A 26,580-nucleotide genomic window follows, 5' to 3' on the forward strand; every position below is an offset into this window, starting at 1 on the left:
GTATACTCATCCCGAATCGTTCTTTATAAAACGCTATCATTAACAATGATATGGATAAATAATGAGTAAATCGAAGTAATTAAACGATAACCGGTTATTACATCTTCAAATTGATTGATTTCAACCAATGAATATGTTTTATTCCGTTTTTCTTTATTTACAATTTTGATTATACTGTAGATATTCGTTATAACGAACATACATATGGCTATAAAACTCTGACCACTGTTATCAGGACACTATCGCCTTATTATGTAGTAGTTCTCCATAAAACTACTCTTTATGACAAAAATTGAAGAAACATCAGGGTTAAAGTAAGGATTTGTCGAGAGTACGCTGAGGGCAGGATTACTTTCCGGTAGAAAGGAGCGTGGAAAGTGAAGAAGAGAGTTCAGGCCGGCTTTATAGGCGCCTACATTCTGATCATTCTGGCAGGTGTCATCTGGCATGCCGGGGGTGTAAGCGCAGAAGAGACGATTAAGCTCCGGGTCAATTCCCATACGACGAGCACCGAGATTATGAGCAATATGCAGCCGGGCGACGCAACGACCTCAGATTATACGGTGATCAATGAGGGTCATGAACGGTTTAATTATTTTGTTGATTTCAAATTCACCTCCGGAGACGAGGAATTGTACAATATACTGCAAATGACCCTGCAAAAAGAGGGAGTAATCCTCTATTCAGGAGTGATGAGCGAGGCAGAAGGCAGGGTAGCCATAGGTACACTTACCGGAGGCTCACAGGAAGTGCTCCAGATGGATGTGTCCTTTCCGCTGGAAGCAGGAAATGAATATCAGGGGAAGACAACAAGCGTCGACTTCATCTTCTCCGCTTCAGCCTCACCAGAACCAACAGCTGAACCTAGCGCAACACCGGTCGCTACCGCGACACCAGGTCCAACCAGTGAACCTAGTCCGACAGCAAGTGCTACCGCAACACCGGGTCCAACCACTGATCCTGGCGCGACACCGGCCGCCTCCGCTTCAACGGAGCCGTCGGGTAATCCAACAAGCACACCTAGCAGTGGGCCGACAGCATCCCCTGGCATTACTGCCACACCGGGAACATCGGCGGCTCCAACCGGATCACCAGCCGTGACAGCTTCACCGGGAACCGCTGTAGTGACTGTAACGGATGAACCTGTGCCAATGGGCGGCACAAACAATGGAACACCGGAAGGTTCGGCCACGCCGACACCGTCTCCGGCACCAAGTGACGACTTCATTATAGATGATGATGAGATTCCGCTCTCCGGACCGGAAGAGGGCGACAAATTGCCGGATACAGCAGAACCTTGGTATAACCTGATTCTGATCAGTTTGGCTGTTGCCATACTCAGTATTATCGTCCTTCGCAGACTGAATTCGAAAAAATAAGCTGAATTAGCCAAAGGTTGGAGGTGAGAGTATGAAGAAGCGTTCCGGGCTATCCATTGCCGTGAAGCTGATCTTCATACTCTCTTTGTGTGTACTGATCTATTCTGTAGTGCAAATCTTAAAAGCACCCGCTGAAGCCCGCCATGCCCTACACGATTGGGACAAAAAGAGGGAGGAAGCCGTCAGTCTCCAGGTGCCGGAAGAAGAAACTCCGCTGCCCGCAGGGATGGTCAATCTCTCTGGAGAGAAAAGCATTTCCAGAACCGATTATACCGGGGGCGAAGTTATTGGAGAGATTTATTTTCCAAGGCTGGATAAACGGGTGGCGATTCTGGAAGGAACGGAGCGCCCCCAATTGAAAAAAGGCGCAGGGCATTATGAAGGGAGCGCAGCGATTGGCGCCATCGGCAACAGCGTGCTGGCCGGCCATCGCGATACAGTGTTTCGCGGCCTTGGCAATCTGGAAGTCCATGATCTGATCGAGCTGGAGACCGCCGAAGGAAAATTCATTTATGAAGTTACCGGCAGTCTCATTGTAGACGGCGATGAACGGGGGGCGATTAAGCAGAGTGATACACCGGTGCTTACCTTGATCACCTGCTATCCTTTCTCCTACGTCGGCTCTGCGCCTGACCGTTACCTGCTCTCGGCGTCATTGCTCCGGCAGGAGCCGCTGTCCCGCGAAGCGGAATAACATATGCACGCCACAACGCTAAGGATGAGACCTGCTATAGAAAGTGATAATATAGACATACGACCGGAAGAAAAAGAGGAGCTGAACCATTTTGAAAGATGAGCTGATCAAACGTTTTGTGTCTTATGCCGAGATGGATACCCAATCGGATGAAGACAGTGATACCTGTCCTTCCACTCCGGGGCAGATGGTGCTGGCCCGTAAGCTCGTTGATGAGCTCGGCGAACTAGGACTTGCGGAAGTTACGGTGGACGAGCATGGTTATGTCATGGCTACCCTTCCCGCCAACAGCGACAAGGAAGTTCCGACGATTGGCTTCCTGGCGCATTTGGATACCGCGACAGATTTCACCGGCGCCGGTGTGAAACCGCAAATTGTCGAGAATTATGACGGGAACGACATTGTGCTGAACAAGGCGCTGAATGTGGTCCTCTCCACGGAGAGTTTCCCTGAGCTGCCCGGGTATAAGGGACATACCCTGATTACGACAGATGGGACTACGCTGCTGGGAGCAGACAACAAGGCCGGAATCGCCGAGATTATGACCGCGATGGCGTATCTTCTGGAGCATCCGGAAATTAAGCATGGCAAGATTAGAGTCGCCTTCACCCCCGATGAGGAAATCGGACGCGGACCGCATAAATTCGATGTCGCCGCCTTCGGCGCTTCCTACGCCTACACCGTTGATGGAGGGCCTCTGGGAGAACTGGAATATGAGAGCTTTAATGCTGCTGCCGCCAAAATCAGCTTCAAAGGCGTCAACGTGCATCCCGGCACCGCCAAAGGAAAAATGATCCATTCATCCAAAATCGCCATGGCCTTCCACCTCCGGCTGCCATCCGGCGAGGCTCCTGAATTTACGGACGGCTATGAAGGCTTCTACCATTTGATCTCCATGCAGGGATCGGCGGAGCACAGCAAGCTGCATTACATTATCCGCGACTTTGACCGCACCCAGTTCGAGAACCGCAAAGCGAATATTTCTGCAATTGTAGATGAATTCAAATCCACTTATGGCGATGAGAACATTGTGCTGGAATTGAATGACCAATATTATAATATGCGTGAAAAAATCGAGCCGGTCCGCCATATCGTCGATATTGCCCACGAAGCGATGGAGAACCTCGGCATAACACCGGTCATTCGCCCGATCCGCGGCGGGACAGACGGTTCACAGCTCTCCTACATGGGACTCCCGACTCCGAACATTTTTACCGGGGGCGAAAATTTCCACGGCAAATTCGAGTACGCTTCTGTAGATGTTATGCTGAAATCCGTCCAGGTTATCGTTGAGATTGCCAAGCTGTTTGAGCAAAAGGCATAGCCGAAGGTTTCCCCTTGCGGCTGCACAACCCGCTGCAACAATTCGGCCTGCCCGGTCAAGAGCAATTGCTCTGACCGGGCAGGCCTCTTTGCGCAGGTAGTGAAGCTCCTGCGGCTTATCCGCTTTTATTACCTGCGCAAACTGTGCAAAAATAAAACCCTCTGACCAGCCGCAATGCGGGAGTCAGAGGGTTTTTGCTTGGTGAGAGCTTCCGGCGGCAGCCAGACAGCAATCAGTATGGGACGCGGATTTTCTGGAAATCGTTCCTCCGCTGCCAGAATAGACCCCGGGCNCTGACCAGCCGCAATGCGGGAGTCAGAGGGTTTTTGCTTGGTGAGAGCTTCCGGCGGCAGCCAGACAGCAATCAGTATGGGACGCGGATTTTCTGGAAATCGTTCCTCCGCTGCCAGAATAGACCCCGGGCTCGCAACGGACCCAGCAGCTCTTATTTTCAACTGGAGCATCATTCCGGCAAGCTATTGGACTCCAATGCACTTATGCACGGATATTGGCCTGAAATCCGGCTGCCGAAACGGTAATAAGTGCGCTACGGTCCGTTAGTTCCGTAAAATGCACTCTATAGAGAAAACAAGGTCTCCCCGGTCCGCGGCCGTGGCAACACCTCAAACTTAGCTGTAACGGCTCCGTCTGAGTCGAACCAAACGGAGCGGCTGCTGGCTGCTGCCCCAATTAATCTGCAGGCGGCAGTTTCACCGCGCCAACGCTCCGCTGGATCAGATTTAGGCTTTGATCGGCATCCAGCCCGGCGTATGGATTAATGCGCCCCATAGCGGGTCCGGTATTACAAGCTCCGCCTGAGCTGAAGGATCAAGCTCTGTCTTAATGTCAGCAGCTCGCCCTTCGGCAACCTTCTGTACCCAGTCCGGATCAATCAGCAGCGGGCGGCCCAGAGCTACCAGGCTGATTCCGGTCTCCAGGCTCTTCAGCGCATCATCGGCCTTATACAGGGAGCCGACACCAATAACCGGAACACCATCTCCTGCACGGTCCACAATCTGCTCAATCCGTGGACGGCTGTCGTCCGTGCCGCGGTGAGGCTTGGACCACAGATCCTGCTGCGAAACATGCAGATAGTCCAGCCCCTCCTCCTTCAGCGCATCAATCAGCGCAAAGGTCTCGGCCATCGTAATCCCCGGCGTTTCCGGCTCCTCGGGTGAGAAGCGGTAGCCGACCAGAAACGGCGACGAAGTATGCTCCTTCACCGCATGTTTGACCTCACGCAGCACGGCGAGCGGGAAAGTCAGCCGGTTCTCCAGGCTGCCGCCCCAGCGGTCTTCGCGTGTGTTGGAATGCGGGGAGAAGAATTGCTGCAGCAAATAGCCGTTCGCCCCATGAATCTCCACGCCGTCGAAGCCGGCCTCGATGGCCCGGCGTGTAGCCGCGCCGAAGTCGGCAATAATGCCGGTAATTTCTTCTTCGCTCAGCGCACGAGGAACAGGACCGTGACCTCCGCGCGGCAGCTCAGCCGGAACATTGCTCGCGCTGACCGTCTGGCCATCCGGAAGCAGCTCAGGAGGACACTGGCGGCCGCCGTGGAAAATCTGCAGAACTGCCTTCGCGCCTGCACCCTTGATTGCTTCAGCCAACTCGCGCAGGCTTGGAATCAGTTCACCACGGTCTGCACCGAATTCGCCGGCAAAACCTTTACCGCCCCGCGTCACATATACACAGGCCGTAATCACCAGTCCCGCACCTTTGGAGCGGCGGGCATAATATTGCAATTCGGGACCGGATACCGTACCGTCCTCATTGGAAGAAAAGTTGGTCATCGGTGCCATAACGACACGATTTTTTAATGAAATCCCGTTTTCGAACCGGTAGGATTCCAGCAGTGGACTATAATCTGTAGACATCTTTGATTTCCCTCCATTATATACTTAGTGCTACTGGCTCCACGCTTGCAGCTTGGACCGGCAGTCTGTAATCTATTGCTAACGAACGTTATCTATCTCCCTCAGGTATATCCTTCCAGATGACATTATTCCCGTAGTTTTTGCCCCAATCGTACATCATACGCAGTACAGGCAGCAGGCTCTGCCCGTATTCCGTCAAAGAGTATTCTACTCTCGGCGGGACCTCAGCATACACCTTTCTCAGCACAAGCTGGTCTTCCTCCAGCTCACGAAGCTGATTGGTCAGCATTTTTTGCGTAATATGAGGAATAAGCTTCTTCAACTCACTGAAACGTTTGGTTCCTTCAAGGCCCAAGTGCCATAAGATGATCAGCTTCCATTTACCGCCGATAACGGCAAGCGTAAGCTCCTTCTCGCAGTTGATTTCCTTCAGATTGATACGGTCTTTAATATCCGTCGCCAAGGTATGCGGCCCCCTTTCGTTCTTTAATATCATACTACAAAACACCCGGGGGCCGCACATCCCCGGCAGGCGCATAGGGACTATATTCCCTATGTACGCATACAGACCGCAGGCTCGGCCTGCGGTCTGTATGCTGCGTATGCGTTTTATTTGCTGGACAGGCTTCCCTGCAGGCTGGCTGCGCTGAAGTCCGGCTGCGCTTCAACCGTGGTGTCACCCGCTGCCTTGGCTTTTTCCAGTGCTGCATTATAGCGGGTATTCAGATCCTGAAGCTCCTTGTCCAAATCTCCGCCGTCAAAAATATATTTGTTGAAGACATCGACTTTCTTCGTTCCTTCCAGGCGTCCTTCGGTAGTTACCAGCGGAGTTGCCGGATAGATGGCATCAAATTTCGTTGGCAGGAAGTTCTCGATTCCCGGAATATCCGGAGCTTTCGCTGCAGCAGCAACGGAAGGAATAACCGAAACCCCGTATCCGCCTTCCTGATAGGCAATCTGCACCTCATCGCTGTACATCCACTCGATGAATTTCCAAGCCGCTTCCTTCTGCTCCGAATCCTTGCTCATCGCCAGGTAGCTGCCGGAGATAACCTGACTGGCACCGTTTTGCTGGCCGTCCACTGTCGGAGGAAGCGCTGCGGCCCAGCGGATATCGGTCGGGAATTGAGTTTTGTAGACGCTAGGCTCGACAGAATGGTTGAAGTACATCCCGATTTTACCCTGGGCGAACTGCGCGCGCAGCGGGTCAATATCCAGCGATTCCGAGCCCGGCATCATGCTTCCGTCCATCGTGATCTGCCGCAGTGCTTCAAGGGCCTCCTTATACATACTGAAGTCGAACTGGCCGGTCTGGAAGTTGAAGCCCTCTGTACCTGCCGTTTTGCTGAGGGTCGTGATCGGATAAGCGATACGTTCAAAGCCGCTTGCACTTTTGAAATTTCCGGCAAAGCCATAAGCACCGCTGGCTTTACCCGCCTCGGTAATCTTCTTGGCATCCTCCACCATTTCCGCCAGCGTGGTCGGCGGCTCGGTAATACCGGCCTTCTCGAACAGATCGACGTTATAGATCAGGCGCCAGAACTGGCCGATATTCGGCAGGGTGTAGATTTTGCCGTCCACGGTGTTCTTCTCATTAATGAGTACCTTCTCGAACCGGCTTTTCATTTCCGGTGTAATATAACTGTCGAAGGACTCCAGGTAGCCTTTTTTCACCCAGGTTGGCACGTTCCCCGTATCCACACGCAGAATATCCGGTGCTTGTTTACTGGAGAAGGCAATATCCACCGACTGGGCGTAGTTCTCGGCCATCACCTTCATTTCAATATCGACATCGGGATTGAGGCCCTCATACTCACTGATTTTCTGCTCTATAAAGTCAGAATCATGTCGGTCGATGGTCCAGTAGACCAGCTTTGTTTTCTCAGCGGCTGTATTGTTGCCCTCCGCCTCCGTATTTGTATTGGACGAGGAGCACGCAGCCAGCGAACCGGCCAGCAGCAGCGAAACTCCAGTCAGCATCCACTTATTTCTTTTCATCTAAATTGCCTCCCTTTTCTTTTTGTAATCGCATTCATTTCATATAAAAATTATAGAATGTCCGCCCGATTCTAAGTGAAGGAGAAAACAACTATTCATGGGAGACGAAATCACTGTTTCCGCGCTGCGTGACCGAAGCGTATTTGGAGCGGAAGTCGGTAGGGGTCATGCCGGTATATTTTTTGAAGAGTTCAGTAAAATAGGGGCGGTCCTCATAGCCCAGCGAGACGGCGATATCCTGAACCTGCATGCCTTCCAGCACCAGTTCCTTGGCCTTCTCCATTCTGCGGCTGATAATGTATTGGGCGAGCGTCATCCCCATCTCCTTTTTGAACAGATTGGAGAAATAGCTCGGGCTGAGATGAACCTCTCTGGCACAATCTGCTACGGAAAGGTTGCGGTGCAGATTTCCATTGATATGGGCGATGGCCCGCTCCACCAGCACACGCGCATCGCTGGACTGGCGGATTTGCACGTACGCACAGCCCTGGCGGCAAAACTCCCGGATCTGCCTGCGCAGCTCCTCAAAGGAGGCGGCTCCATTCATGTCGGCCAGCTTCTTCTCCAGCGTCTTGACCTCCGAGTCCGAAGCCTTGTCTGAAAAGACACGGTGGATCGAATGGGCCAGTTCAAGACACATTGTCTTGACGATTGCCGGGCCCGGCAGGGTGGGAGCGCTCAGCCATTCATTCCAGATGTCGCCTAGTTGCTCCTCCGCTTTGGCCAGATTGGCCGAACGCAGGCAGTAGAGCAGTTCCTTCTCTTTGTCGTAAGAGTACCTGGGCAGGGCGGCATCCCCCTCCAGCGATTCCACATAACGGTATACGCTGTTCCCGCCGGTCAAAAAAGTATTCGCCAGCGCAGACAACGCCTGGGCATAGGACACGGACAACTGGCCTGCCTCCTCGATTTCCCCGCCGAGTCCGATCGACACCGTCTGGTACGTATGACGGCATACGTTTTCCCGGCATTTCTCCGCGAGCTGCTCCGCATCCAGCTCCGCCGGGGGATTCATGACGATGACGAATTGATTGACGTGCTCGCGGAAGACAAGACCTTGCGTATAGGCAGCAACCGTCTCTTCCAGAATATTCTGCACCGCAAAACGGATCAGCTCGACCTCGGATACTGGCAGGGCGGCCGTGCGCTCTGCAAAAAAGTCTATTTCCGCCACCAGCACACAAAAGTCGCGGCTGTTCATTGTAATGGCATAGAAATCCCACTGCTGGCTGAGGTGCTGCTGCCTGCTGCCATAGCGGATGAGCAGACGCATATACTCCTGGCGCAAATAAGGCATGCTCTCCCGCAGCTTCTGCTCCATCCCCCGCATCTGTTCGGCCTGGGAGCGTTCCCGCTCCAGCATCTCTTTGGCTTTCAGAACCGATTCAAGCACCTGAGGCTTGGTAAAAGGCTTGACGATCAGGTCAAAGGCCCCAAGCTTCACCGCTTCCTGGGCATATGTGAAATCGGAGTAGCCCGTCAGGAAAATCAGCTTGATGTCCGGCTGCTCCGCCTGAATGATCCGCATCATCTCAAGTCCGTCGGTGAACGGCATGCGGATGTCGGTCAACACAATATCAGGCCGGTGCTTGCGGATCTGCATTAGCCCTTCTTCTCCGTCGGCCGCTGTTGCTGCAACTATAATGCCGTGCTCCTCCCAGGGAATTCGCTGTGACAGGCCCCGGACAACGGCCGGGATATCGTCAACAATACATATTTTAATAGGTTCAGTGTGGTTCAGGATAAACTCCACCTTCCATTGGAAATGAGAGAACTGCTTCGGTTTCGATAAGTGGACGGCTGCAGAAGGATAATCCGGCCTCCTTGCCGTAATACAGCTGCAACCGGCTGCAAATATTGGATAGGGCATACCCTCCGCTGCCGACAGGCTCCTTCAGCCGGGCATTCAGCTTCTCCGCATCCATGCCCGCCCCGTTGTCGGTTACCCGGATTACAAGATTGTGCGCCTCCACTGCCACGGAGATCCGAATCATCCCCCCGTTCCGCAGCTCCTTCAGCCCATGCAGAATGGAATTCTCCACGAGAGGCTGAATGATAATCTTCAGCACGGGAAGCTCCAGCAGCTCCGGCCCGGCGGTTATCGTATACTCGAACAGTCCCTCGTAGCATTGCTGCTGGAGGTTCAGGTACTGGCGGACATGCTCCAGCTCCCTGCCCAGAGTCGTAATTTCCTGCCCGTTGTTCAGGCCCAGCCGGAACAGGGCGGACAGAGAAATCACCATCTGCTTCACATCTTCATATTCATCCATTTCGCATTTCCAGAAGATTGTATTCAGTGTGTTATATAAAAAATGGGGCTCAATCTGCGCCTGCAGCGCTTTGATCTCCGCTTTCCGCTTTTCTTTTTCCGTATCCTTGACTTCAAGAATCAGCTCACCGATCCGGTCCAGCATCTGGTTGAATTTACGGCCCGCTTCCCCGATCTCATCCTGAAACGGACTCTGGAAACGGGCGCCCAGATCCTCCTGCTCCACCCGCGACATCGTTTTCTGCAGCTTCAGCAGCGGCCCAAGCAGCAGTGCGGACAAATATCTCGCCAGCAGCAGCGCGATCACAATACAGACAGCCATGATCATCAGCACCAGCCACTGAATGCTGCGCACAGGCTGGAGCAGCTCCTTCTTCGACTGGTAGCTGACCAGCAGCCAGTCGTCCGCATACCGTGATTCGGCATAGCTGACCAGCATCGGCCCGCCGCCGGCGGAATACTCGAAATTACCGCTTTTTGCTTCAAGCAGCTTGTCCATAAATGCCGCCGAGCGTGACCATTCCGGCCGCTCTTTGTCTCCGAAGACACTTGCCCCCGTCTTATTGATCAGCAGAAACTTTGCGCTGCCGAGGCTGGCACCTCCGCTGACCGTATCTTCCAGGATGTCCTCCTTTACATTGACGGTCAAAAAGACATCCGGCACATAATTCTCCGTAAGCGGCTGCAGCAGCAGGGAAATGACCTGATGCTTTCCGGCGAACAACTCATCCTGGTGGCTCTCCACCCAGTTCGATTCCGGATTGTCCTTGATCCGCTTATACAGCAAAGACTCCATAAATGGAGTCGCTGTTCTGCGCAGATTGCCGGCGGAATAGAAATCCCCGTCCGGCGTACTGATCAGTATAGATTCAATGGAGTTCTCCGTCAGTTCTGCCTGTGTAAAGGGGCCTTGCAGCAAGGAGAAATTGGCGAAAAACCGGTCTGTGTTATGCGCTTGTATGTCCCTTATGGTCTGCTTGTACGCTTCACTCAGCATCATCGTGGAGGAAGCCACAATAATCTGCTTCAGCTTCTGGTCCAGCACGTTGACCGACTGGTTCAGCACATTGCGGTTCAGGTCGATGGAGTTGCGCTCCATAGCCCGCGAAGCAATCGAGTAGGCCCACAGGCCGGTAATAGAGATGCAAAAGACTGTCAGTGCGGTAAACGACAGCCATATTCTTTTCTTCAGCGAGGTCCGGTAAAGCCAGGCCTTCAGCATGGTTCCACATCCTTTGTTGACCGGCCGCCCGGAGAATCGCTGCGTTAGCCTCAGCCCTTTACAGAGCCAGCCGTCATCTGCATGAATGATTTGTTAGCAAAAATATAGACAATAATCATCGGCAGCATGGACAAACATGCGCCGGCAAGCATTAACTGGGGCTGCGCCGCATCCCCGATACCGTATTTCAGCCCGGCCAAACCTACGGTCAGTGTCTGCAAGGCAGGCTGCGTCATAGTAAATACCAGCGGCAGAATATATTCATTCCATGCGCCGCGGAAGGTCCAGAGCGCAGTCACCCCCAGCGCGGGCGTCAGGAGCGGCAAGATAACACGAAAGTATACGCTATAGAAGTTGCAGCCGTCAATAAACGCCGCCTCGTCAAGTTCCTTCGGGATCGCCCGCACAAAACCGATCAACATAAAGAATGCGGTCGCATGGGCACTGATCAGAATGATGATGACGCCCCAGAGCGATTTTTGCAGATGAAGCGATACCATAAGATCAAACTGGGGACGCAGCACGACAGCACCGATAGAGATAAACAGAGTGCAGGACTGAATGATCACATACAGCCGTTTCCCGTAGAAATCAACCCTCGCTACCGCATAAGCGGCCATTGTTCCTATCAATAGAGTGCCTATAGTAGTAAATGTGCTGATAAATACGCTGTTCCAGGTGAAGCGTGCGAAATTCGCTGAAGTCCAGGCCTGCGAATAGTTATCGAATTTCCATTCCTTCGGCAGCAGGGTTGTTCCTGTAGTCAGCTCCAGATTGGACTTAAGCGACCCGAAAAAGGCCAGAACAATCGGGAACACCGCAAAAGCCGCCACCAGAAGCAGGAAAATCCACAGCAGTACCTTGGACAGCAGCGCTTTGGTCTTAACCGAACGCTCAGCTTGTGCCGGAGTCATTTTCGTTTCCGCATGCAATGTGCTCACTGTACATTCTCCTCTCTTTTAATAGATATCATTCAGCTTCTTGGATACATAAAAGTAAACCAGAGTGATCAGACCGACGATAACCGCAGTGGTGAACCCGACCGCGCTCCCGTAACCAAACTGCTGGATGCTCGATCCTCCGCTCGATACAGGGAAAAACAGTTTATAGAGGTACAGATACATAACTTCCGTCTTGCCGTACGGCCCGCCCTCGGTCAGCACCATAATGCTCTCGTAGCCTTTCAGAGAGACGGTAATCGCCAGCATGATGATCATTTGCAGCACAGGTCCCAGCATCGGAACGGTAATGCTCCACATCTTCCGCAGCGGCCCCGCGCCGTCCAGGGAAGCGGCTTCATAAAGATCCTCCGGAATATTCTGCAGCCCGGCAATAAAGAGCAGCATATAGTTGCCGACCGCACCCCAGATTGCGATAATAATCGCCGTGATTAAGGCGTGCTTGGCGCCCAGCCAGTCTATGGGAGCGGATACAATTCCGGCGCCCATGAGCAGCTGATTCACCATTCCGTTGTAAGAGTTGAAAATAACGTAGAACACAATCGCCATCACCGAAGCACTGATCACGGTAGGCATGAAATAAATCGCCCGCAGCAGCTGGCGCCCCTTCAAGGCGCGGTTGAGAATTACCGCCAGTACAAATGACAGCGGGATGGTAATCACAAGTTTGCCGCCTGCATAGATGAAGGTGTTGACCACGGACTGCCAGAAATCCTTATCACGGAACAGCCGCTCGAAATTATCCAGGCCGATGAAAAGCGGTGTGCCGAAGCCCTGATAATCGTAGAACATGTACTTTAAAGCCCAAAAGATAGGGTACACCCCAAAAATCAGCGTCAGAATCAAGCTGGGCGCTACAAAGGTCCAGGCGTTTATTTGACGTTTCGTTTCATTCATTGATTGTTCCTCCTGTCATTGGACTTGCGCTTCTGTCCTAATCATACGTCCCTCTGTGCATACACAGTTAGGGAGAAACCGACTGCGCTAAGGGGGAGAATTTCACTTTTTCATTTAAAATAAGCCCCGAGGTCAAGACGTCACTTTGCCAGGCAGTTTTCAGTCGCTTTGTCCCCTCTGCTTCCTGTTTTTATCCATCCCTGATTCGCTCCCGGGACAGCTATAATTAAAGAAGAAAGTAAATAACAGAACAGGATTACAACTTCACAGGGAGGTTTGATTCTACCAATGAATTCAGCATATAACGGCGCAGCCGAAGCCCGCCCCTTCGGCTGCTATGACCGGGAACAACTGGGGGAAATCCGCAGCAGAATTGAACAGATTCCCGCAATTGCGCAGGAATACGCAAGACATCAGCAACTGTCCGGACAATTTGCCGCCCGCGAGGCGGCCGTTCCGCTTAGCGGCCTCGGTGTATTCCGGGTAGAACCCTTCGTCTTCAAAGTTCCCGCCGGGACCGCCTTCCTGAAGCTGGCTGTTCATGTCCGGGGACAGGGCGTTGCCCGTACCTGCGGCGTGCGCCTGACACATTCCCAGCTTGGACTGCCGGTGGCACTGATAAACGGCAGCTTCGGGGAGGCGCTGAACGGCTGGACCCAAATGCCGGGAAGCGGCAGTACCATTGTGCTGGAGCAACTGTCCGGCAGCGGAAGCGGCCTGCAGCCTTCCGGGGTGACTCCGGCTGGCGGCGTGCCGGAGGACCATGTGCGGAGCGTACGAATCAACAATACAGCGGAGGCAGAGTGGACGGTTCTACGTTATGAGGAGCTCCTGCCTGTATGCGCAGGGGATTATTACGGTATCCAGACAGAGCTTAGTCTGGAAGCCCCTCTTGTTAACGGCGGCATATACACCGGGGTTACTTTTCTCGATTCCGCAGGACAACCGCTTGGACTGGAGCGGCTGTCCCCGCTTTTCAACCGGCCCACGCTGACCAACTGGGCGTATCTGCTGGAGGCTGCCGGTGCGGATGCCAACCTTTATATGGTCTCGGGTGAAGAGCAGTATGCCGGGTTGGCCAAGCGCAAGCTGCAATACATGCTTGCCGATATGCGGCTTGGCATGGATATTTTCCGCCGGGACGGCTGGCATGACGACGATACCTACGGCGCTGTGCATATCGGCCGGGGGCTGGCCGCCGCCTCGGTCATCTATGACCAGATTGCAGGCAGCGGAGCGCTCGCTGCCGGGGAAACGGCGGCACTGCTCGCCGATTTCCGCTATATCGCGGCGATGATGATGGATACCGCCTACTACCGGTTCGACCTTACGACCTTCCCGGACGAGAAGGGCGGCAAGCGCAGCAACTGGAATGCCGACCGGGCAACCGGGCTCGGGGTCTATGCGCTCCTCTTCCCGCAGGAGGCCGAAAGCGGAGCATACCTGGAGCAAGCCCGCTCCGTGATCGACTGGCAGCTCGCGGAAGTGGTTGATGCGGAGGGCGCATGGCCGGAAAATGTACGCTATCACGGCGCCGTACTGCACCGTTATTTCCTTTTCTTTGCCCTGCTGAGGCGCCTGAGGGGAATTGATTATTTCCGGCATCCCAAGGTAAAGGCGATGTACCGCTTCCTGATAGGCATCGTGACAGCAGAGGATATTATTCAAGGCGGCCCTTCCGGTGCGCCCGTTCTGCTTACTCCGGCTGTCGGCGATGCCAATGTGCAGGAACAATGGTTCCGCCTGCTCGGCTACGCAGCCCGATTCTATGCAGAGGAAGATCCGCAGCTGGCAGCGGAAATGATCTGGACCTGGAAGCACGGCGGCGCGCCCGTCCAGGATACCGGAGCCTTCCCGCTGCCGCTGGTCGCGCTGCTGTATCCGCAGCCGGATCTTCCAGAGCAGAAACCTACTCTCCGCTCCGTACATTATCCAGGCATCGGCTATGTCATCTTCCGCGGCGGAGAGCAGAACCTGCAGCATTATGCCATTTACGAGGCTTCACCGCTGACCTATCACGCCCATCATGATGAAGGCCATTTCTCCATCTGGGCAGATGGGGTTCCCCTGACGCTGGATGCCGGAACCGGCGGCTATTACAACGGGGACCGCCACTGGTATGTGTCCGGAGCCGCGCATAACGTCGTCCAGTTCACCGGTGAAACGGGAGACATTCTGGACGGTCCGCTGCAAAGCGTCTGCCGGGAGGTCTGCTTCTCAGAGGAGCTGGATTATGCAAAAAGTCTCATTCCCGATGCGCGGGCCGGAGAATATGAGCGGCATTTCTTGTTCATCAAAGCGGGTTTTGACGCTTATCTGGTCTGGGACCGGATTGAGGGTGGGGCAGACAGTGTCTGGAATCTGCATACGCTGAGTACGGAGGCCGAAGTCACGGAGCAGGCCATTGACGCTGTAGGCTTAGGCGGCATGCGGCTGAGCACGCATATCGCCGAGCCTGCCCTTCCGGTCATTACGACCGGAGAGGGTGCCGTAGGCGGAGCGTACCCGCTGGCCGCGCAGCAGCATTTCCGTGTGCACGGCAACGCTGGTGAGGACTATGTGGTGCTGCTGCATCCCCGGGCAGCAGCGGCTCCCGCACTCCGGCTGGAGCCGTTGGAGTGCGAAGAAGCCGGAGAAGGCGTCCGCTTGTATAAGATCGCCCGCGCAGACGGCGTTTGGTGTGTCGCCGCCATCAACGGCTCCACAATGACCCGCCGCATCCGCGTTCCCGGCGGAGTACCGCTCAGGCTGCTCGGCACAGCAGAAACGGCTTTGGCTGGAGGGGCAGTGGCTGGTTACACAGCGGCCCAAGCTGCGGAAGCCGGAATTTCGCAGGCTGGGCTGACATTTCTCGAGGACTCGGAAGGAGACATCCTTTACCTTGAGCCTGGAACAATTCAGATTGCCGCCGCGAGGCCCATCAATTGCACTTGATACAGCAGAAAGACCATAACTTGGCCTAAAAACTGAATCTCCTGCACTTCGTGCAACAGATTCTTAAAAAAAAGGACTATTTCATCCAATACATCCGAAATCAGCTGCATGAAATACAACAGATTGAGTTTTACCGCAGTCTAATACTTATTCTGTTGCATGAAATACAATCATCCTAAGCATCCGGCATTGCTGCCTCAATTACTGCCCTTGTCAGGCAGCAATTGTATTGCAAATCCAACTATCCTAAGGAGGAAATAGACATGAGCAATCTTGGAGTATGGGAACCGGCGGAGCCGGGCGTCAAACGCTGCATCCTGAATGCGGCAGCCAGTCTGATGATAATGGAGGTTCATTTCGAAGAGGGAGCCGAGGGCTATGAGCACAGCCATCCGCATGAGCAGATGAGTTACTGTCTGCGTGGAAGCTTTGTGTTCCGCATTGATGGCAAGGAGTACTGCATAGGAGCAGGCCAGAGCATTGCCATACCGGGAAATGCCAAACATGGCGTGACTGCACTGGAGGCAGATTCAGCGCTGCTCGATGTCTTCACTCCTATCCGTGAGGATCTGCTTAAGCGCTAGGTTGCAACCATTGGATCTGCGGCAAATTACACCTAAATAAACCACGCCTGTCCGGCTGCCCGGACAGGCGTGGTTTGTTTTATTCCAAGTTGGCATGCTTGCCGAACATCTGCGTAGTGGTCTGGCCGGTCTGCTCCATCATCCGCAAAATCACAGCATCATAGAAGACGAGCAGGGTCTGTTCAAACAAGGAGGCCATAGGCTGGATGGTGGCGCGCTCTCCGCCGTTCTGTTCCTTCGGAGAGCCCGGCAGCTTCACTGTATAATCAGCCAGCTTACCGATCGTCGACTCCGGCGCAATGGTCACAGCGGCAACCGCCGCGCCAAGCGCCTTGGCTTTCTCCGCCATCGCGAGCAGACTCTTCGTTTCACCCGATCCCGAACCAAGCACCAGAACATCGCCCGCTTCGATTCCCGGCGTCACAGTCTCGCCGACTACATAGGCCTCTTTGCCGGCATGCATCAGCCGCATAGCAAAGGCCCGGCCCATCAGCCCCGACCGGCCCGCCCCGGCGACGAATACCTTGCCGGAGCGCAGCAGCAGCGCTGCAAATTCCTCAGCTTCTGCTGCATCAAGCTGCGCTGCCGAGCGCTGCAGCTCCTTCACTATTTCCTGTGCGTAGCTAACGGTATCCATACGAGCCTTAGGCCTGGCTCACAAGGCGTTTCATTTCTGCCGCCGCTGCCTTCTGGTCACTTTCACCGGTGATGCCGCCGCCAACGATAACGAGGTCAGGTCCAGCTGCAATGACTTCCGGCAGTGTGCTCAGCTTAATCCCCCCGGCAATCGCAGTTTTAGCCCGCTTCACTACGCTCTTGATCGCATGGAGATCGGCGAAGGAATTTTTGCCTTCGGCCTGATGATCATAACCGGAGTGTACACACACATAATCCACACCCAGTGCGTCCACTTCAGCGGCTCTTGCCTTGATATCCTTGACGTTGATCAGGTCAACCAGAATCTCTTTATTCGTCTTCTTGGCTTCCTCAACGGCACCTCTAATCGTCGAATCATCGGAAACACCCAGCACGGTAACGATATCCGCACCCGCCTCCACGGCCTTCATCACTTCATAACCGCCTGCATCCATAATTTTCAGATCAGCCAGTACGGTCAGCGCCGGGAAAGCTTCTTTAATGGCCTTCACCGCGTGCAATCCTTCATTAATAACAATCGGTGTGCCGATTTCCACAACATCAATAAATTCGGCCACCTCCGAGACGATTTCCTTGGCTCCGGCGATATCCACAAGATCTAATGCTAATTGTAGCTTCATATGATAAATCTCCTCTTTAGTGTATTTTTGTAAGTGTTGCACTAAGTGTAAGTTCATACAGCCCAAAAGGGAAGTAGGCACTTTATTGTGATGTAGTTACCTGGAGGATACTATTGTGCTGCGCAGAGGCTTAAATGATGCCAATCTTGAAAGAAGTTCATCCAATTTTTCATTATTTTCGTAAAAATACTGCATTTTCATAAAAGCTGTGCTAACATACATTTTGTTTGGGACTAAAGCATTTACATTAGTACGGGCAATAAAAATAAGAAGGTGTATTATGGAGCAAGAAAAACATCAAGAGTTCAACCTGATTAAGCTGACCTGGCCGATTTTCCTGGAGCTGTTCCTGTTCATGCTTATGGGCAGCGTCGATACATTTATGATCAGTTCAGTATCGGACGATGCCGTATCCGGCGTGGGTGCAGCGAATCAGATTATAGCTATAGCTATTCTAGTACTCAGTGTAATCGGAAACGGCGCAGCCATCGTCGTCTCCCAATATCTCGGTTCGAAGAAACCGCAGGAAGCGGCTAATGTAACCGGAAATGCAATTACGCTCAATCTGGCCGTAGGCCTCATTCTAAGCGCAGTTCTGCTGCTGTTCGGCGGAAGCCTGCTGACTGCGTTGAATGTGCAGGGCGATATCCTCGTCTATGCCAGAATGTATATGAACATTGTCGGAGGCGGTATTTTTCTGCAGGCGCTCCTTAACGCGCTGGCGACCACAATCCGCACGCACGGCTTCACGAAGCAGACGATGATGGTCTCCCTGCTCATGAATATCATTCATGTGGCCGGCAACTACATTCTGATCTTCGGGCATTTCGGCTTGCCTGCAATGGGAGTACAGGGTGCGGCCATTTCCACAGTGCTGAGCCGGCTGATCACGCTGGTACTGTTCTTCCTGCTGCTGTACCGGATCGTGGAGGTAAGGGTCAAATGGACCTATTACATCCACCTCTCCAAAAAGTACGTGCTGCAGATTCTCAAAATCGGCATTCCGTCTGCTTTTGAATCCATTACCTATCAATCCTGCCAGCTGGTATTTACGCTGTATATTACGTATTTGGGCGCTGAAGCGATGGCCACGCGCCAATACGCGCTGAATATCTCGAGTTATATTTTCTTGTTCAGCGTCGCAGTATCCATGGGCACCTCGATCATTGTTGGACATTTGGTCGGTGCAAAACGTCCCGAGGAAGCCTATTCGCGGGTATTCTCCAGTGTGAAGTGGGCTCTGCTTGTCACCGTAATTATGGATGTCATTGTTATCGCCTTCCGTGTGCCGCTGTTCGGACTTTTCACCGACAATGAGAGCATTGTCCGGATGGGTGCCCAGGTCATCCTGCTCAGCTTCTTCCTGGAGACGGGACGCACCTGCAACCTGGTGATCATTAACTCTCTGCGGGCCTCGGGCGACGCTAAGTTCCCTGTTTATATGGGGCTGATCTCCATGGTCTGCATGAGTCTGCCGCTTGGCTATTTTCTGGTGTTCACGCTTGATCTCGGCCTGGCCGGGGTATGGCTGGCCACCGCTTTTGACGAATGGGTAAGAGCCGTGATTATGTATTTCCGCTGGAAGAGCAGAGCCTGGGAGAAACACGGGCTGATCCAGCATGATGCAGAGACACCGGTTACCCCCTCCCCTGCTGCAGCACATTAAGTATTCCGCAAGATGAAACAGCTTATATCTTGAAGAAGGCGGTTCGCCAAGGTCTTTTCGACCTGACGAACCGCCTTTTTTCATTTATAATGATTCCATAAAAATACATAACAGGAGACGAGGCCGCATATGACCACACATTCACCGAAAGAAAGTGAAATTGAACATTTCAATGCCCTGGCCGCCGGGTGGAACAACAGCGAAGAAGCCGTTGCACTGGCACAGAAGGTTGTCCAAGCTCTGGGCATAAAAGCAGGGCAGAGCCTGCTGGACGTAGCTTCCGGCACCGGTGTCATACCCGCTGCGCTGCACAAGCTCGGTATCCGCCCAGGCCGCTATCTGGCCCTCGACATCTCAAGTGCGATGCTGGAAGCGCTGCGGGAAGGCTATCCTGAAGCAGAGACGCAGTGTGTTGACTTCGAAGATCCCTTCACTTGCGAATCCGGCTTTGATTATGTGCTGATCTATAACAGCATTCCCCATTTCGTAAATCTGGAGATGCTGTTCGTCAACGCGGAGCGCAGTCTGAATCCCGGCGGTACATTTATGATTGCCCATTCCAGGACCAGGCAGGGACTTAAAGAGCATCATGCGCGGATTGGCTACAGCAGCATACGTGAACCGATTCCTCCGGATCAGGAACTGATAGAGCTGGCTGGCCAGCATGGTTTTGACGGGATTACGATTGAGGATGAAGAATTATACCGCTTCTCCTGCACACGCGTCAGCCTTTAACAGAACCGGCGGCAATGCCCTCGACTATCCGTTCACTCATAATCAGGAACACCAGCAGAATCGGCAGAATGCTGATCATCAGCGTGGCACCGATCGCCCCCCAGTCTGTAGTATACTGGCCGATAAAATTCTGGACCCCTACGGTTAGCGTCTTGTATTTATCAGAGCTGATGAATGTGTTGACGAAGATGAACTCGTTCCAGTTGTAGATCATATTGATAATGGCTGTTGTCGCCAGCACGGACGAAGTCATCGGCAGCACAATCTTAAAGAACATTCTGTTCACCGAGCAACCGTCAATAATTGCCGCCTCCTCCACTTCCTTCGGCAGCGCATAGTAGAAGCCAAGCAGAATCATAATCGTTGTGGGCAGGTTGAACGCCACATACGACAGAATGATCGACAGCGGATTATCCGTTAAATGCAGCTTCAGAAACATACTGAACAGCGGAATCAATGTGGAATGGACAGGGATCATCAGCCCGACCATAAACAGGCCCAGTACCAGTGATCTGCCCTTCCAGATCATGCGGGTCACGGCAAAGGTGACGAAGCTGGCCAGCAACACCGTAAGCACCAGTGCAACCGCCGTGATCCAGACGCTGTTCAGAAAATACTGTCCTATATTTCCGTTGACCCATACATTTTCATAATTGCTCCAGTGCGGATGCGCCGGAATGGCGAATGGAGCCATGTTGAATACTTCCTGATTGTTCTTCAGTGAGAAAATGAGCAGCCAGACTAGCGGCAGCACCTGGATCACAGCTACGGCGATAAGGGCGAGGTACATAACGCCATAACCGGTTCTGTGCAAGAGCGGTACCCCGCTGCGCTGCCGAATCGGCGGGTAGCCCGCAGCGGCTTGAGTTCTCATGATAGGCTCCTCCTTTCAAGGCGGGCAATATTTAAGAATACTGGATCGTATCTTTCGAAGCAGTCGCCTTACGGATCAGATAAGTGGCCACCAGACAGATCAGCAGCAGGAAGAACCCGACCGCGCTGCCATATCCGAAGTCAAAGCTGCGGAAGGCCTTGTGATACATATAAGATGCCATAACTTCACTAGCCCCGTTCGGTCCCCCGTCAGTCATGACATAAATGAGATCAAAATATTTCAGCGACCCCACCACCGACAGCACCACCGTCACCTTAATCACCTCACTGATCAGCGGCAGCTTGATCCGGGTGGCGATCTGCCAAGGATTGGCCCCGTCTATCCGCGCGGCTTCCATCAGCGATTCGGGAATGTTCTTTAAGGCAGCATAATAAATCAGAATATAAAAACCGGCATATTGCCAAATAATCGGGATAAACAATGCAATCAGCACGATCGAGGGCTCAGCCAGCCAGGACGGCGGATTGTCGACCCCGAGAGAAGTCAGCAGGCTGTTCAGCACACCATTGGTGGGATGATAGATCTTCATCCACAACTGCGCGATGGCTACGGAAGACAGCAGCATGGGGATCAGGTAAATTTTGCGCAGCAGATTTGCGCCCTTGATTTTGCCGGATAAGACCAGAGCAATCCCTAGATAACCGATGAGGCTGATGCCCGAGAACAAAGCAAGCAGCAGGGAATGCAGTGCACTTTGCCAGAAGGCATTGTCCCGCACCAGCTCCTTATAATTGTCCAGTCCGATGAATACCATCTTGCCGATGCCGTCCCACTGGTTCAGTCCATAATAACCGGTCAGGACAATCGGAATATAAATAATGCCCATGATGAGCAGCAGGGAAGGCAGCACATACAGTGCGATCACCAGCTTGTTGGACATCACTTTCGCCATGGCGCAATCCCTCCTTTCCTTCCTGAAATACTTGTATTAAAGGGGGCGGAAGTCCCCGCAGCCAACCTGAGGCTTCCGCTTCACACTCTATTCTTAATTGCCTTTCTCTACAGCTTCTTTATGTTTGGCGGCGAATTGTTCGGGGGTTACCGCCTTGCCGAACAGCGCCTGAATCATATCCAGGTGGACTTGTGCAGCGCCCGGTTTCATTTGCACATCGGCAAACAGCGTGATGCTGCTGGCATTGTTCAGCTCATTCAGCAGATCTACATACAGCTGAGGCAAATTGCTGTTCGCTGTATCGACCTTGGTAGCCGGGATTACGCCGGCAGTGGTAACGGATTCTTCACCCCACTTGGAGACAAAGTACTCCACAAACGCTTTAGCCTCTTCCTTCACCTTGGAGGACTCGGCTACGAACAGGCCGACACCGGGACCGCCCACCCAGCTGTTGATGTTGCCCTTGCCGCCATCAACGGTCGGGAATTTGAAGAAGCCTACCTTGTCCTTGAATTCCTGCGGAATATCAGGGTTTGTCGTAAAGTTCGGAAGCTCCCAGGTACCCATCAGGTACATAGCCGCTTTTTCATTCATGAATTCGGACTTGCCTTCATCGTTGGACAAGCCGTTGAAGCCCTTGTTGAAGGCGTTCATGTCAACCAGAGTCTGCACTTCGGCTGCCGCCTTGATGAGGCCCGGATCATCGAAGGAGCCTGTACCGTTCGTAGCTTTCTTCAGCGTGTCACTGCCGGCAATCCGGTCGGCCAGATACATATACCACAGTGAACCGGTCCAGCGGTCTTTGTTGCCGAGGGCAATCGGCGCCACTCCATTATCGGACAGCGTTTTCACAACTTGCTTGAATTCCTCATAGGTGGCCGGTACTTGCAGATTATGTTTGGCGAAGATGTCTTTGTTGTAGTAAATCGGTGAAATGTTCAGCTCAATCGGTAACGCGTAGGTTTTGCCGTCCACCGCATAGGCTTCCGTAGTCCCTGCGACGAATTTATCTTTCAGCTGTGCCCCGCCCAAGATATCATCCAGCGGAGCGAACAAGCCGCCTTTTACATAAGGCTCCATGAAGCCTGCCGCCCATGTAATTCCGACATCGGGAAGCTCGTTGGAAGCGGACAGCACCTTGAGCTTATTCTTATACTGCTCGTTCTCAAGCACCTCCTGCTTGATAGTAACGTTCGGATGCTCCTTCTGGTATTCGTCTATAATCTGTCCGACCAGTTTATTCTGCTGGGCTGAGCTGCCCGCTGGCCATAAATGCATCATGTTAATCGTGACTTTCTGCGCAGGAGCATCGGTAGCCGCTTCTGTGTTCCCCGCTCCCGCCTCGCTGCCACCCGCGGCGTTATTATTCTTCGTCCCGCCGCAGCCTGAGAGAATCAGTGCCAGCGTAAAAGTCAAAAGCAGGCCTCTAGTCAACTTGTTCCTTGGCATTGCTATAACCTCCATTTTTTCAGTTGTGCGGATTCTGTAACCGCTCTCAAACAAATTTTAACATTTCAACCAGAGGTTTATAAGATCACACTCATTGGCAAAACTTCCACTTTTATTGGATTTCCGTCTGCTTATCCCCCATCTGCTGGCGGTAGCGGCTTGGGCTCATGCCTTCAAGGGATTTGAATACCTTGATAAAATATTTGTCCGTGCGGTAGCCTACACGCTCGCCGATCTCCCCGATGGACATTCGCGTCTGCAGCAGCATTTCCTTGGCCCGCTGAACCCTCAGCCGCGACACATATTCGCTGAAGGGAACCCCCGTCTGTTCCTTGAACAGCACACTGAAGTAACTCGCGTTCAGGTGGATCAGCCCGGCCACCTCAGCCATGCTCAGCTGCTCTTGCAGATGCTGCTCCACGTACACAAGCGCTTCTTTCACCGGCTCTCCCATGCCGCTGCGCTCCGGATCCATCTCCAGCAGTTTGTGGTCAACCAGCTTCTCCAGCTTCTCACGCCGCTGCTCCTCTTCCCCGCGCTTCAGGGCAGCTTCAACCACCTGCAGCAGTTCACCCTTGTCCAGCGGCTTGAGCAGATAATTGACTGCCCCCAGCTGCAGTGCCTGCTGCACATATTCAAATTCAGCATAGCCGGAAATGACGATCACCACCGGCTTACGCGTCTGCCCCTCCAGCGAGCGGATCAGATCCAGACCGCTGACCTCCGGCATCCGGACATCGGTTATCAGCAGATGGACCCGCCCGCGTAGCAGCCGTTCACGGGCTTCAATCCCATTATCTGCGGTTTCCACGGTGTATCTCCCTGCTGCCCATACTTCCAGTGTCTGCTTAATGCCCTGCCGGGTCCGCGGCTCATCGTCCACGACCAGAATCATTTTGTTGCCCAGGCTCATAGGTATATCCCCCATTGTTCGGTATTTCAAAGGTAATGGCCGTCCCTTGGGACGGTTTGCTGTCGATCATCATTCCTTGAAGATCCGCGCTTTCCCGGCCATAGTAGAGCTTAAGCCGCCGCTGAACATTTACAAGGCCCACACCGTTTCCCTTGGAAGAGATAGAAGGTCCGCCCTCCAGCGAATTGTAGAGCGCCTGCAACGTGTCCGCATCCATTCCCGGACCATTATCACTTACAGTTATTGTCGTCCAGCCCTGCCGGAGTGACGGCTGGACAACAACGCTGACCAATCCGCTGCCGACACGGCTCTCGACTCCGTGCAGAATCGCATTTTCGGCAATCGGCTGGATCAGCAGCTTCGGCACCGGAACAGCCGCAGCCTGCGGAGCCAGCTCGACATTCCAGGTCAGACGTTCGCCCATCCGCATCTCCATAATCTGCAAATACCGCCGGACCTGCTCCACCTCTTCTCCAAGTGTTACCCATTCATCCATGTTCGGATTGCCGATGATATAACGGAACAGCCGCGACATCACTACGACCAGACCGGCCAGCTCCTCTTCCCCTTTCTCCTCCAGCGACCAATTGAACGCCTCCAAGGTGTTGAATAGAAAATGGGGATTGATTTGCGCCTGCAGCGCTTTGAGCTCCGTGCGGCTTTGCAGCACTTCTTTTTCATAAACTACCCGGATTAAGTCGTTCATATTGGTGATCATACCATTGTATGTGTTGTTCAGCTCCCGAAGCTCCATCGTAGATACAGACTGCAAATTGGGGGTCAGTACCCCTAGCCGCGATTTGCGCATCGCCCGGATCAGATGCATGATCGGCCGCGTAATCATGGTAGACAGCACAAACGACATGATCAAAAATAACATCGTTCCAAGCGCCCCTGAAACCAGCAGCACCGTCCGCAGCACAGAGATCCCCTTCGTCACATAGCTGACAGGCGTAAGCACCAGCAGTGTCCAGTTGGTCTTGTCCGAGCGCAGCTTGACCTGCACATATTCTTTGTCCTGGAAGCTGACGGTCTGGTCCTTGCTGTGGAGCAGCGGCAGCAGATTAGCCACCGGCGCTTCGCTGCTGCCCAGCAGCTGGCCGTCATCACTGACAAGCAGAATCGACTCGCCGCTGTCGCTGCCCGAAAGCGGATCATTCAGCTGAAAGTAGCTCCGCTGGATCCGCGCCATGAGATAGCCGCCCCGTGAGAACCAGCGGTCCATCAGGCTAACCTGGCGGATCGCCAGCAGACTCTGGTCATCATTCGGATCGACGCCGATCCAGACCAGTCTGCCCTTTTGCACATTGGCTTCGCTAATATAGCTGCCGTTAATCCTTGTACTCAGGCTGCCGTCTTTAATCGGGAACAACAGCCGGTAATCGGCCGTATACAGCTCAAGGGAGCCGACGCTCGGCATGTAAGCCTGATAGCTGGATACAATCTTTAGCAGCGACTGCCGCTGGTTAAAGGATACTTTCCGGCCGTTCAGCTCTTCAAGCAGCAGCTGCTGGACCGTCGGATGATTGGCCACCTGCTCTGTGAGACTGTCTATCTGGCCGATCAGTGCGTCCAGTCTTCCATTGGCCTGAACCGCAGTCTGCTGGATATGCCGCTCGGAATTATTTTTCAGCAGCGAAGAGACCCGGTCATACACAAATGCTCCTGAAACGACAATAATGACCAGCATCACAAGCAGAAATCCGATAAAGATTTGATTGCGCAGCGTATTCAGCTCTTTGAATCTTCCGTACACTTTGGCCCCTCCTTCACTGATAGCGCTTCCAGCTCTATTCTCCAGAAGTGCTGCCGCTTGGTCAAGACCTATTGTCATTGGGGGCACTCCAGGACAACAAAAAACCCCTAAGCCAGTCCCCGATTCAAGGGAGCTTAAGGGTATCGACGTTAGAAGAAAACCGGTCAAATCAACCGGGAAGAGAAAACTACGTAATTGTAATTCCCTTCTTTATTTCCTTCATCTCATGATTCGTGTTGACAAGCATAGGCAGGATCTTCATGCTTCGGGTCATTGGTGAATTGCATTGCCAGCAGGTAGGCACATATTGAAAGGCGAAATTATCGCGCATCCAACCGGTGCAGCCTTCTTTGGTGCAGGACCAAATGGCTGTGTCTTCCTGCGGAAGATCCTCCAGCGCTTTTTTACGAAAATACATAAGTACCCCTCCTTAGTTCGTATCCATACGATTCATTACCTTTTCAGGAACGTTAGGACAGGTATGCGTAATAAAAAAAGCTGCCCTCAACTTGTGTTAAGGACAGCTTTGATTTAAGAAATTACAGTTTTACAACGTTTTCGGCTTGTGGTCCACGAGCGCCTTGAGTTACGTTGAACTCTACGCGTTGGCCTTCATCCAAAGATTTGAAACCTTCACCAGTGATTGCGGAGAAGTGTACGAATACGTCGCTTCCACCTTCAACCTCGATAAAACCGAAACCTTTGTCTGCGTTAAACCATTTCACTGTACCTGTTTGCATAATATTACCTCCAATATTTTATTTAACACATGTCCTTTTATTCCTACGTATTGTACGAACAAATAAAAATTCACACATTGGAAAAGGATTCATACGCACAAATGATAACCTTTTACAATATGT

General features: G+C 53.0%; 23 protein-coding genes. 7 read left to right on the forward strand and 16 right to left on the reverse strand.

Annotated elements, in window-relative coordinates; all coding sequences use genetic code 11:
- Positions 1 to 377: 377 nt before the first annotated feature.
- The 3 genes from ACAN56_RS30575 (at position 378) to pepT (ending at position 3,397) form a co-directional block, all read left to right on the forward strand.
- A complete protein-coding gene (locus tag ACAN56_RS30575) occupies positions 378 to 1,379 on the forward strand; it encodes a hypothetical protein (protein WP_379147585.1) in 1,002 nt (333 codons plus the stop codon).
- A gap of 31 nt (positions 1,380 to 1,410) precedes the next feature.
- Positions 1,411 to 2,073 carry a class D sortase gene (locus tag ACAN56_RS30580; RefSeq protein WP_379147587.1) on the forward strand — a complete coding sequence of 221 codons (663 nt, stop codon included), beginning with the start codon at positions 1,411 to 1,413 and terminating at the stop codon, positions 2,071 to 2,073.
- A gap of 91 nt (positions 2,074 to 2,164) precedes the next feature.
- Positions 2,165 to 3,397 carry a peptidase T gene (gene pepT / locus ACAN56_RS30585; RefSeq protein ID WP_379147589.1) on the forward strand — a complete coding sequence of 411 codons (1,233 nt, stop codon included), beginning with the start codon at positions 2,165 to 2,167 and terminating at the stop codon, positions 3,395 to 3,397.
- A gap of 740 nt (positions 3,398 to 4,137) precedes the next feature.
- Here the strand turns inward: pepT and ACAN56_RS30590 are convergent.
- The 7 genes from ACAN56_RS30590 to ACAN56_RS30620 form a co-directional block, all read right to left on the reverse strand.
- Entirely contained in the window at positions 4,138 to 5,271 is a 1,134-nt protein-coding gene (locus ACAN56_RS30590; protein ID WP_379147591.1) for an NADH-dependent flavin oxidoreductase, read from the reverse strand.
- 88 nt (positions 5,272 to 5,359) lie between these two features.
- On the reverse strand, positions 5,360 to 5,734 hold the full coding sequence (locus tag ACAN56_RS30595; protein ID WP_038597780.1) for a winged helix-turn-helix transcriptional regulator: 375 nt from the start codon (positions 5,732 to 5,734) through the stop codon (positions 5,360 to 5,362).
- Positions 5,735 to 5,880: 146 nt separating this feature from the next.
- Positions 5,881 to 7,269, reverse strand: a complete 1,389-nt coding sequence (locus tag ACAN56_RS30600; protein WP_340896081.1) for an extracellular solute-binding protein — start codon at positions 7,267 to 7,269, stop codon at positions 5,881 to 5,883.
- Between the two features lie 91 nt (positions 7,270 to 7,360).
- Complete coding sequence (locus ACAN56_RS30605; protein ID WP_052092377.1) at positions 7,361 to 9,022, reverse strand: response regulator; 1,662 nt, start codon at positions 9,020 to 9,022, stop codon at positions 7,361 to 7,363.
- Entirely contained in the window at positions 8,997 to 10,760 is a 1,764-nt protein-coding gene (locus ACAN56_RS30610) for a cache domain-containing sensor histidine kinase (RefSeq protein WP_379147594.1), read from the reverse strand. The genes ACAN56_RS30605 and ACAN56_RS30610 overlap by 26 nt, the downstream gene beginning before the upstream one ends.
- A gap of 50 nt (positions 10,761 to 10,810) precedes the next feature.
- A complete protein-coding gene (locus ACAN56_RS30615) occupies positions 10,811 to 11,674 on the reverse strand; it encodes a carbohydrate ABC transporter permease (RefSeq protein WP_052092751.1) in 864 nt (287 codons plus the stop codon).
- A gap of 45 nt (positions 11,675 to 11,719) precedes the next feature.
- A complete protein-coding gene (locus ACAN56_RS30620; RefSeq protein WP_038597786.1) occupies positions 11,720 to 12,616 on the reverse strand; it encodes a carbohydrate ABC transporter permease in 897 nt (298 codons plus the stop codon).
- Positions 12,617 to 12,904: 288 nt separating this feature from the next.
- Here ACAN56_RS30620 and ACAN56_RS30625 point away from each other — a divergent pair, with 288 nt between their 5' ends.
- Entirely contained in the window at positions 12,905 to 15,550 is a 2,646-nt protein-coding gene (locus ACAN56_RS30625) for a heparinase II/III domain-containing protein (RefSeq protein ID WP_379147596.1), read from the forward strand.
- Positions 15,551 to 15,813: 263 nt separating this feature from the next.
- A complete protein-coding gene (locus ACAN56_RS30630; protein WP_379147598.1) occupies positions 15,814 to 16,134 on the forward strand; it encodes a cupin domain-containing protein in 321 nt (106 codons plus the stop codon).
- A gap of 79 nt (positions 16,135 to 16,213) precedes the next feature.
- Here ACAN56_RS30630 and hxlB read toward each other — a convergent pair whose 3' ends face one another.
- Both hxlB and hxlA read right to left on the reverse strand, forming a co-directional pair.
- A complete protein-coding gene (gene hxlB, locus ACAN56_RS30635; protein WP_038597791.1) occupies positions 16,214 to 16,771 on the reverse strand; it encodes a 6-phospho-3-hexuloisomerase in 558 nt (185 codons plus the stop codon).
- Between the two features lie 7 nt (positions 16,772 to 16,778).
- Positions 16,779 to 17,411: a 3-hexulose-6-phosphate synthase gene (gene hxlA, locus ACAN56_RS30640; protein WP_038597793.1), complete on the reverse strand. Its 633-nt coding sequence runs from the start codon at positions 17,409 to 17,411 to the stop codon at positions 16,779 to 16,781.
- Positions 17,412 to 17,691: 280 nt separating this feature from the next.
- Between hxlA and ACAN56_RS30645 the strand changes: the two genes are divergently transcribed.
- Complete coding sequence (locus tag ACAN56_RS30645) at positions 17,692 to 19,077, forward strand: MATE family efflux transporter (protein ID WP_052092378.1); 1,386 nt, start codon at positions 17,692 to 17,694, stop codon at positions 19,075 to 19,077.
- A 129-nt stretch (positions 19,078 to 19,206) separates the two neighbouring features.
- Positions 19,207 to 19,812: a class I SAM-dependent methyltransferase gene (locus ACAN56_RS30650; RefSeq protein WP_038597795.1), complete on the forward strand. Its 606-nt coding sequence runs from the start codon at positions 19,207 to 19,209 to the stop codon at positions 19,810 to 19,812.
- Here the strand turns inward: ACAN56_RS30650 and ACAN56_RS30655 are convergent.
- The 7 genes from ACAN56_RS30655 to ACAN56_RS30685 all read right to left on the reverse strand — a co-directional run bounded on the left by ACAN56_RS30655 (position 19,802) and on the right by ACAN56_RS30685 (position 26,457).
- Entirely contained in the window at positions 19,802 to 20,686 is an 885-nt protein-coding gene (locus ACAN56_RS30655; RefSeq protein WP_038597797.1) for a carbohydrate ABC transporter permease, read from the reverse strand. The genes ACAN56_RS30650 and ACAN56_RS30655 overlap by 11 nt on opposite strands.
- Before the next feature lie 31 nt (positions 20,687 to 20,717).
- Entirely contained in the window at positions 20,718 to 21,599 is an 882-nt protein-coding gene (locus ACAN56_RS30660) for a carbohydrate ABC transporter permease (RefSeq protein ID WP_038597799.1), read from the reverse strand.
- Positions 21,600 to 21,692: 93 nt separating this feature from the next.
- A complete protein-coding gene (locus tag ACAN56_RS30665; RefSeq protein WP_379147602.1) occupies positions 21,693 to 23,048 on the reverse strand; it encodes an extracellular solute-binding protein in 1,356 nt (451 codons plus the stop codon).
- A 112-nt stretch (positions 23,049 to 23,160) separates the two neighbouring features.
- Positions 23,161 to 23,961 carry a response regulator transcription factor gene (locus ACAN56_RS30670; RefSeq protein ID WP_038597803.1) on the reverse strand — a complete coding sequence of 267 codons (801 nt, stop codon included), beginning with the start codon at positions 23,959 to 23,961 and terminating at the stop codon, positions 23,161 to 23,163.
- Positions 23,921 to 25,651, reverse strand: a complete 1,731-nt coding sequence (locus ACAN56_RS30675; RefSeq protein WP_379147651.1) for a sensor histidine kinase — start codon at positions 25,649 to 25,651, stop codon at positions 23,921 to 23,923. Before ACAN56_RS30675 ends, ACAN56_RS30670 begins: the two co-directional genes overlap by 41 nt.
- A 253-nt stretch (positions 25,652 to 25,904) precedes the next feature.
- Positions 25,905 to 26,135, reverse strand: coding sequence for a cold-shock protein (locus ACAN56_RS30680; RefSeq protein ID WP_038597805.1), 231 nt, complete (start codon positions 26,133 to 26,135; stop codon positions 25,905 to 25,907).
- A gap of 121 nt (positions 26,136 to 26,256) precedes the next feature.
- Positions 26,257 to 26,457 carry a cold-shock protein gene (locus ACAN56_RS30685; RefSeq protein WP_036722718.1) on the reverse strand — a complete coding sequence of 67 codons (201 nt, stop codon included), beginning with the start codon at positions 26,455 to 26,457 and terminating at the stop codon, positions 26,257 to 26,259.
- Positions 26,458 to 26,580: the final 123 nt, after the last annotated feature.

It is taken from the genome of Paenibacillus paludis (assembly GCF_042610515.1).
GTDB lineage: Bacteria > Bacillota > Bacilli > Paenibacillales > Paenibacillaceae > Paenibacillus_AQ.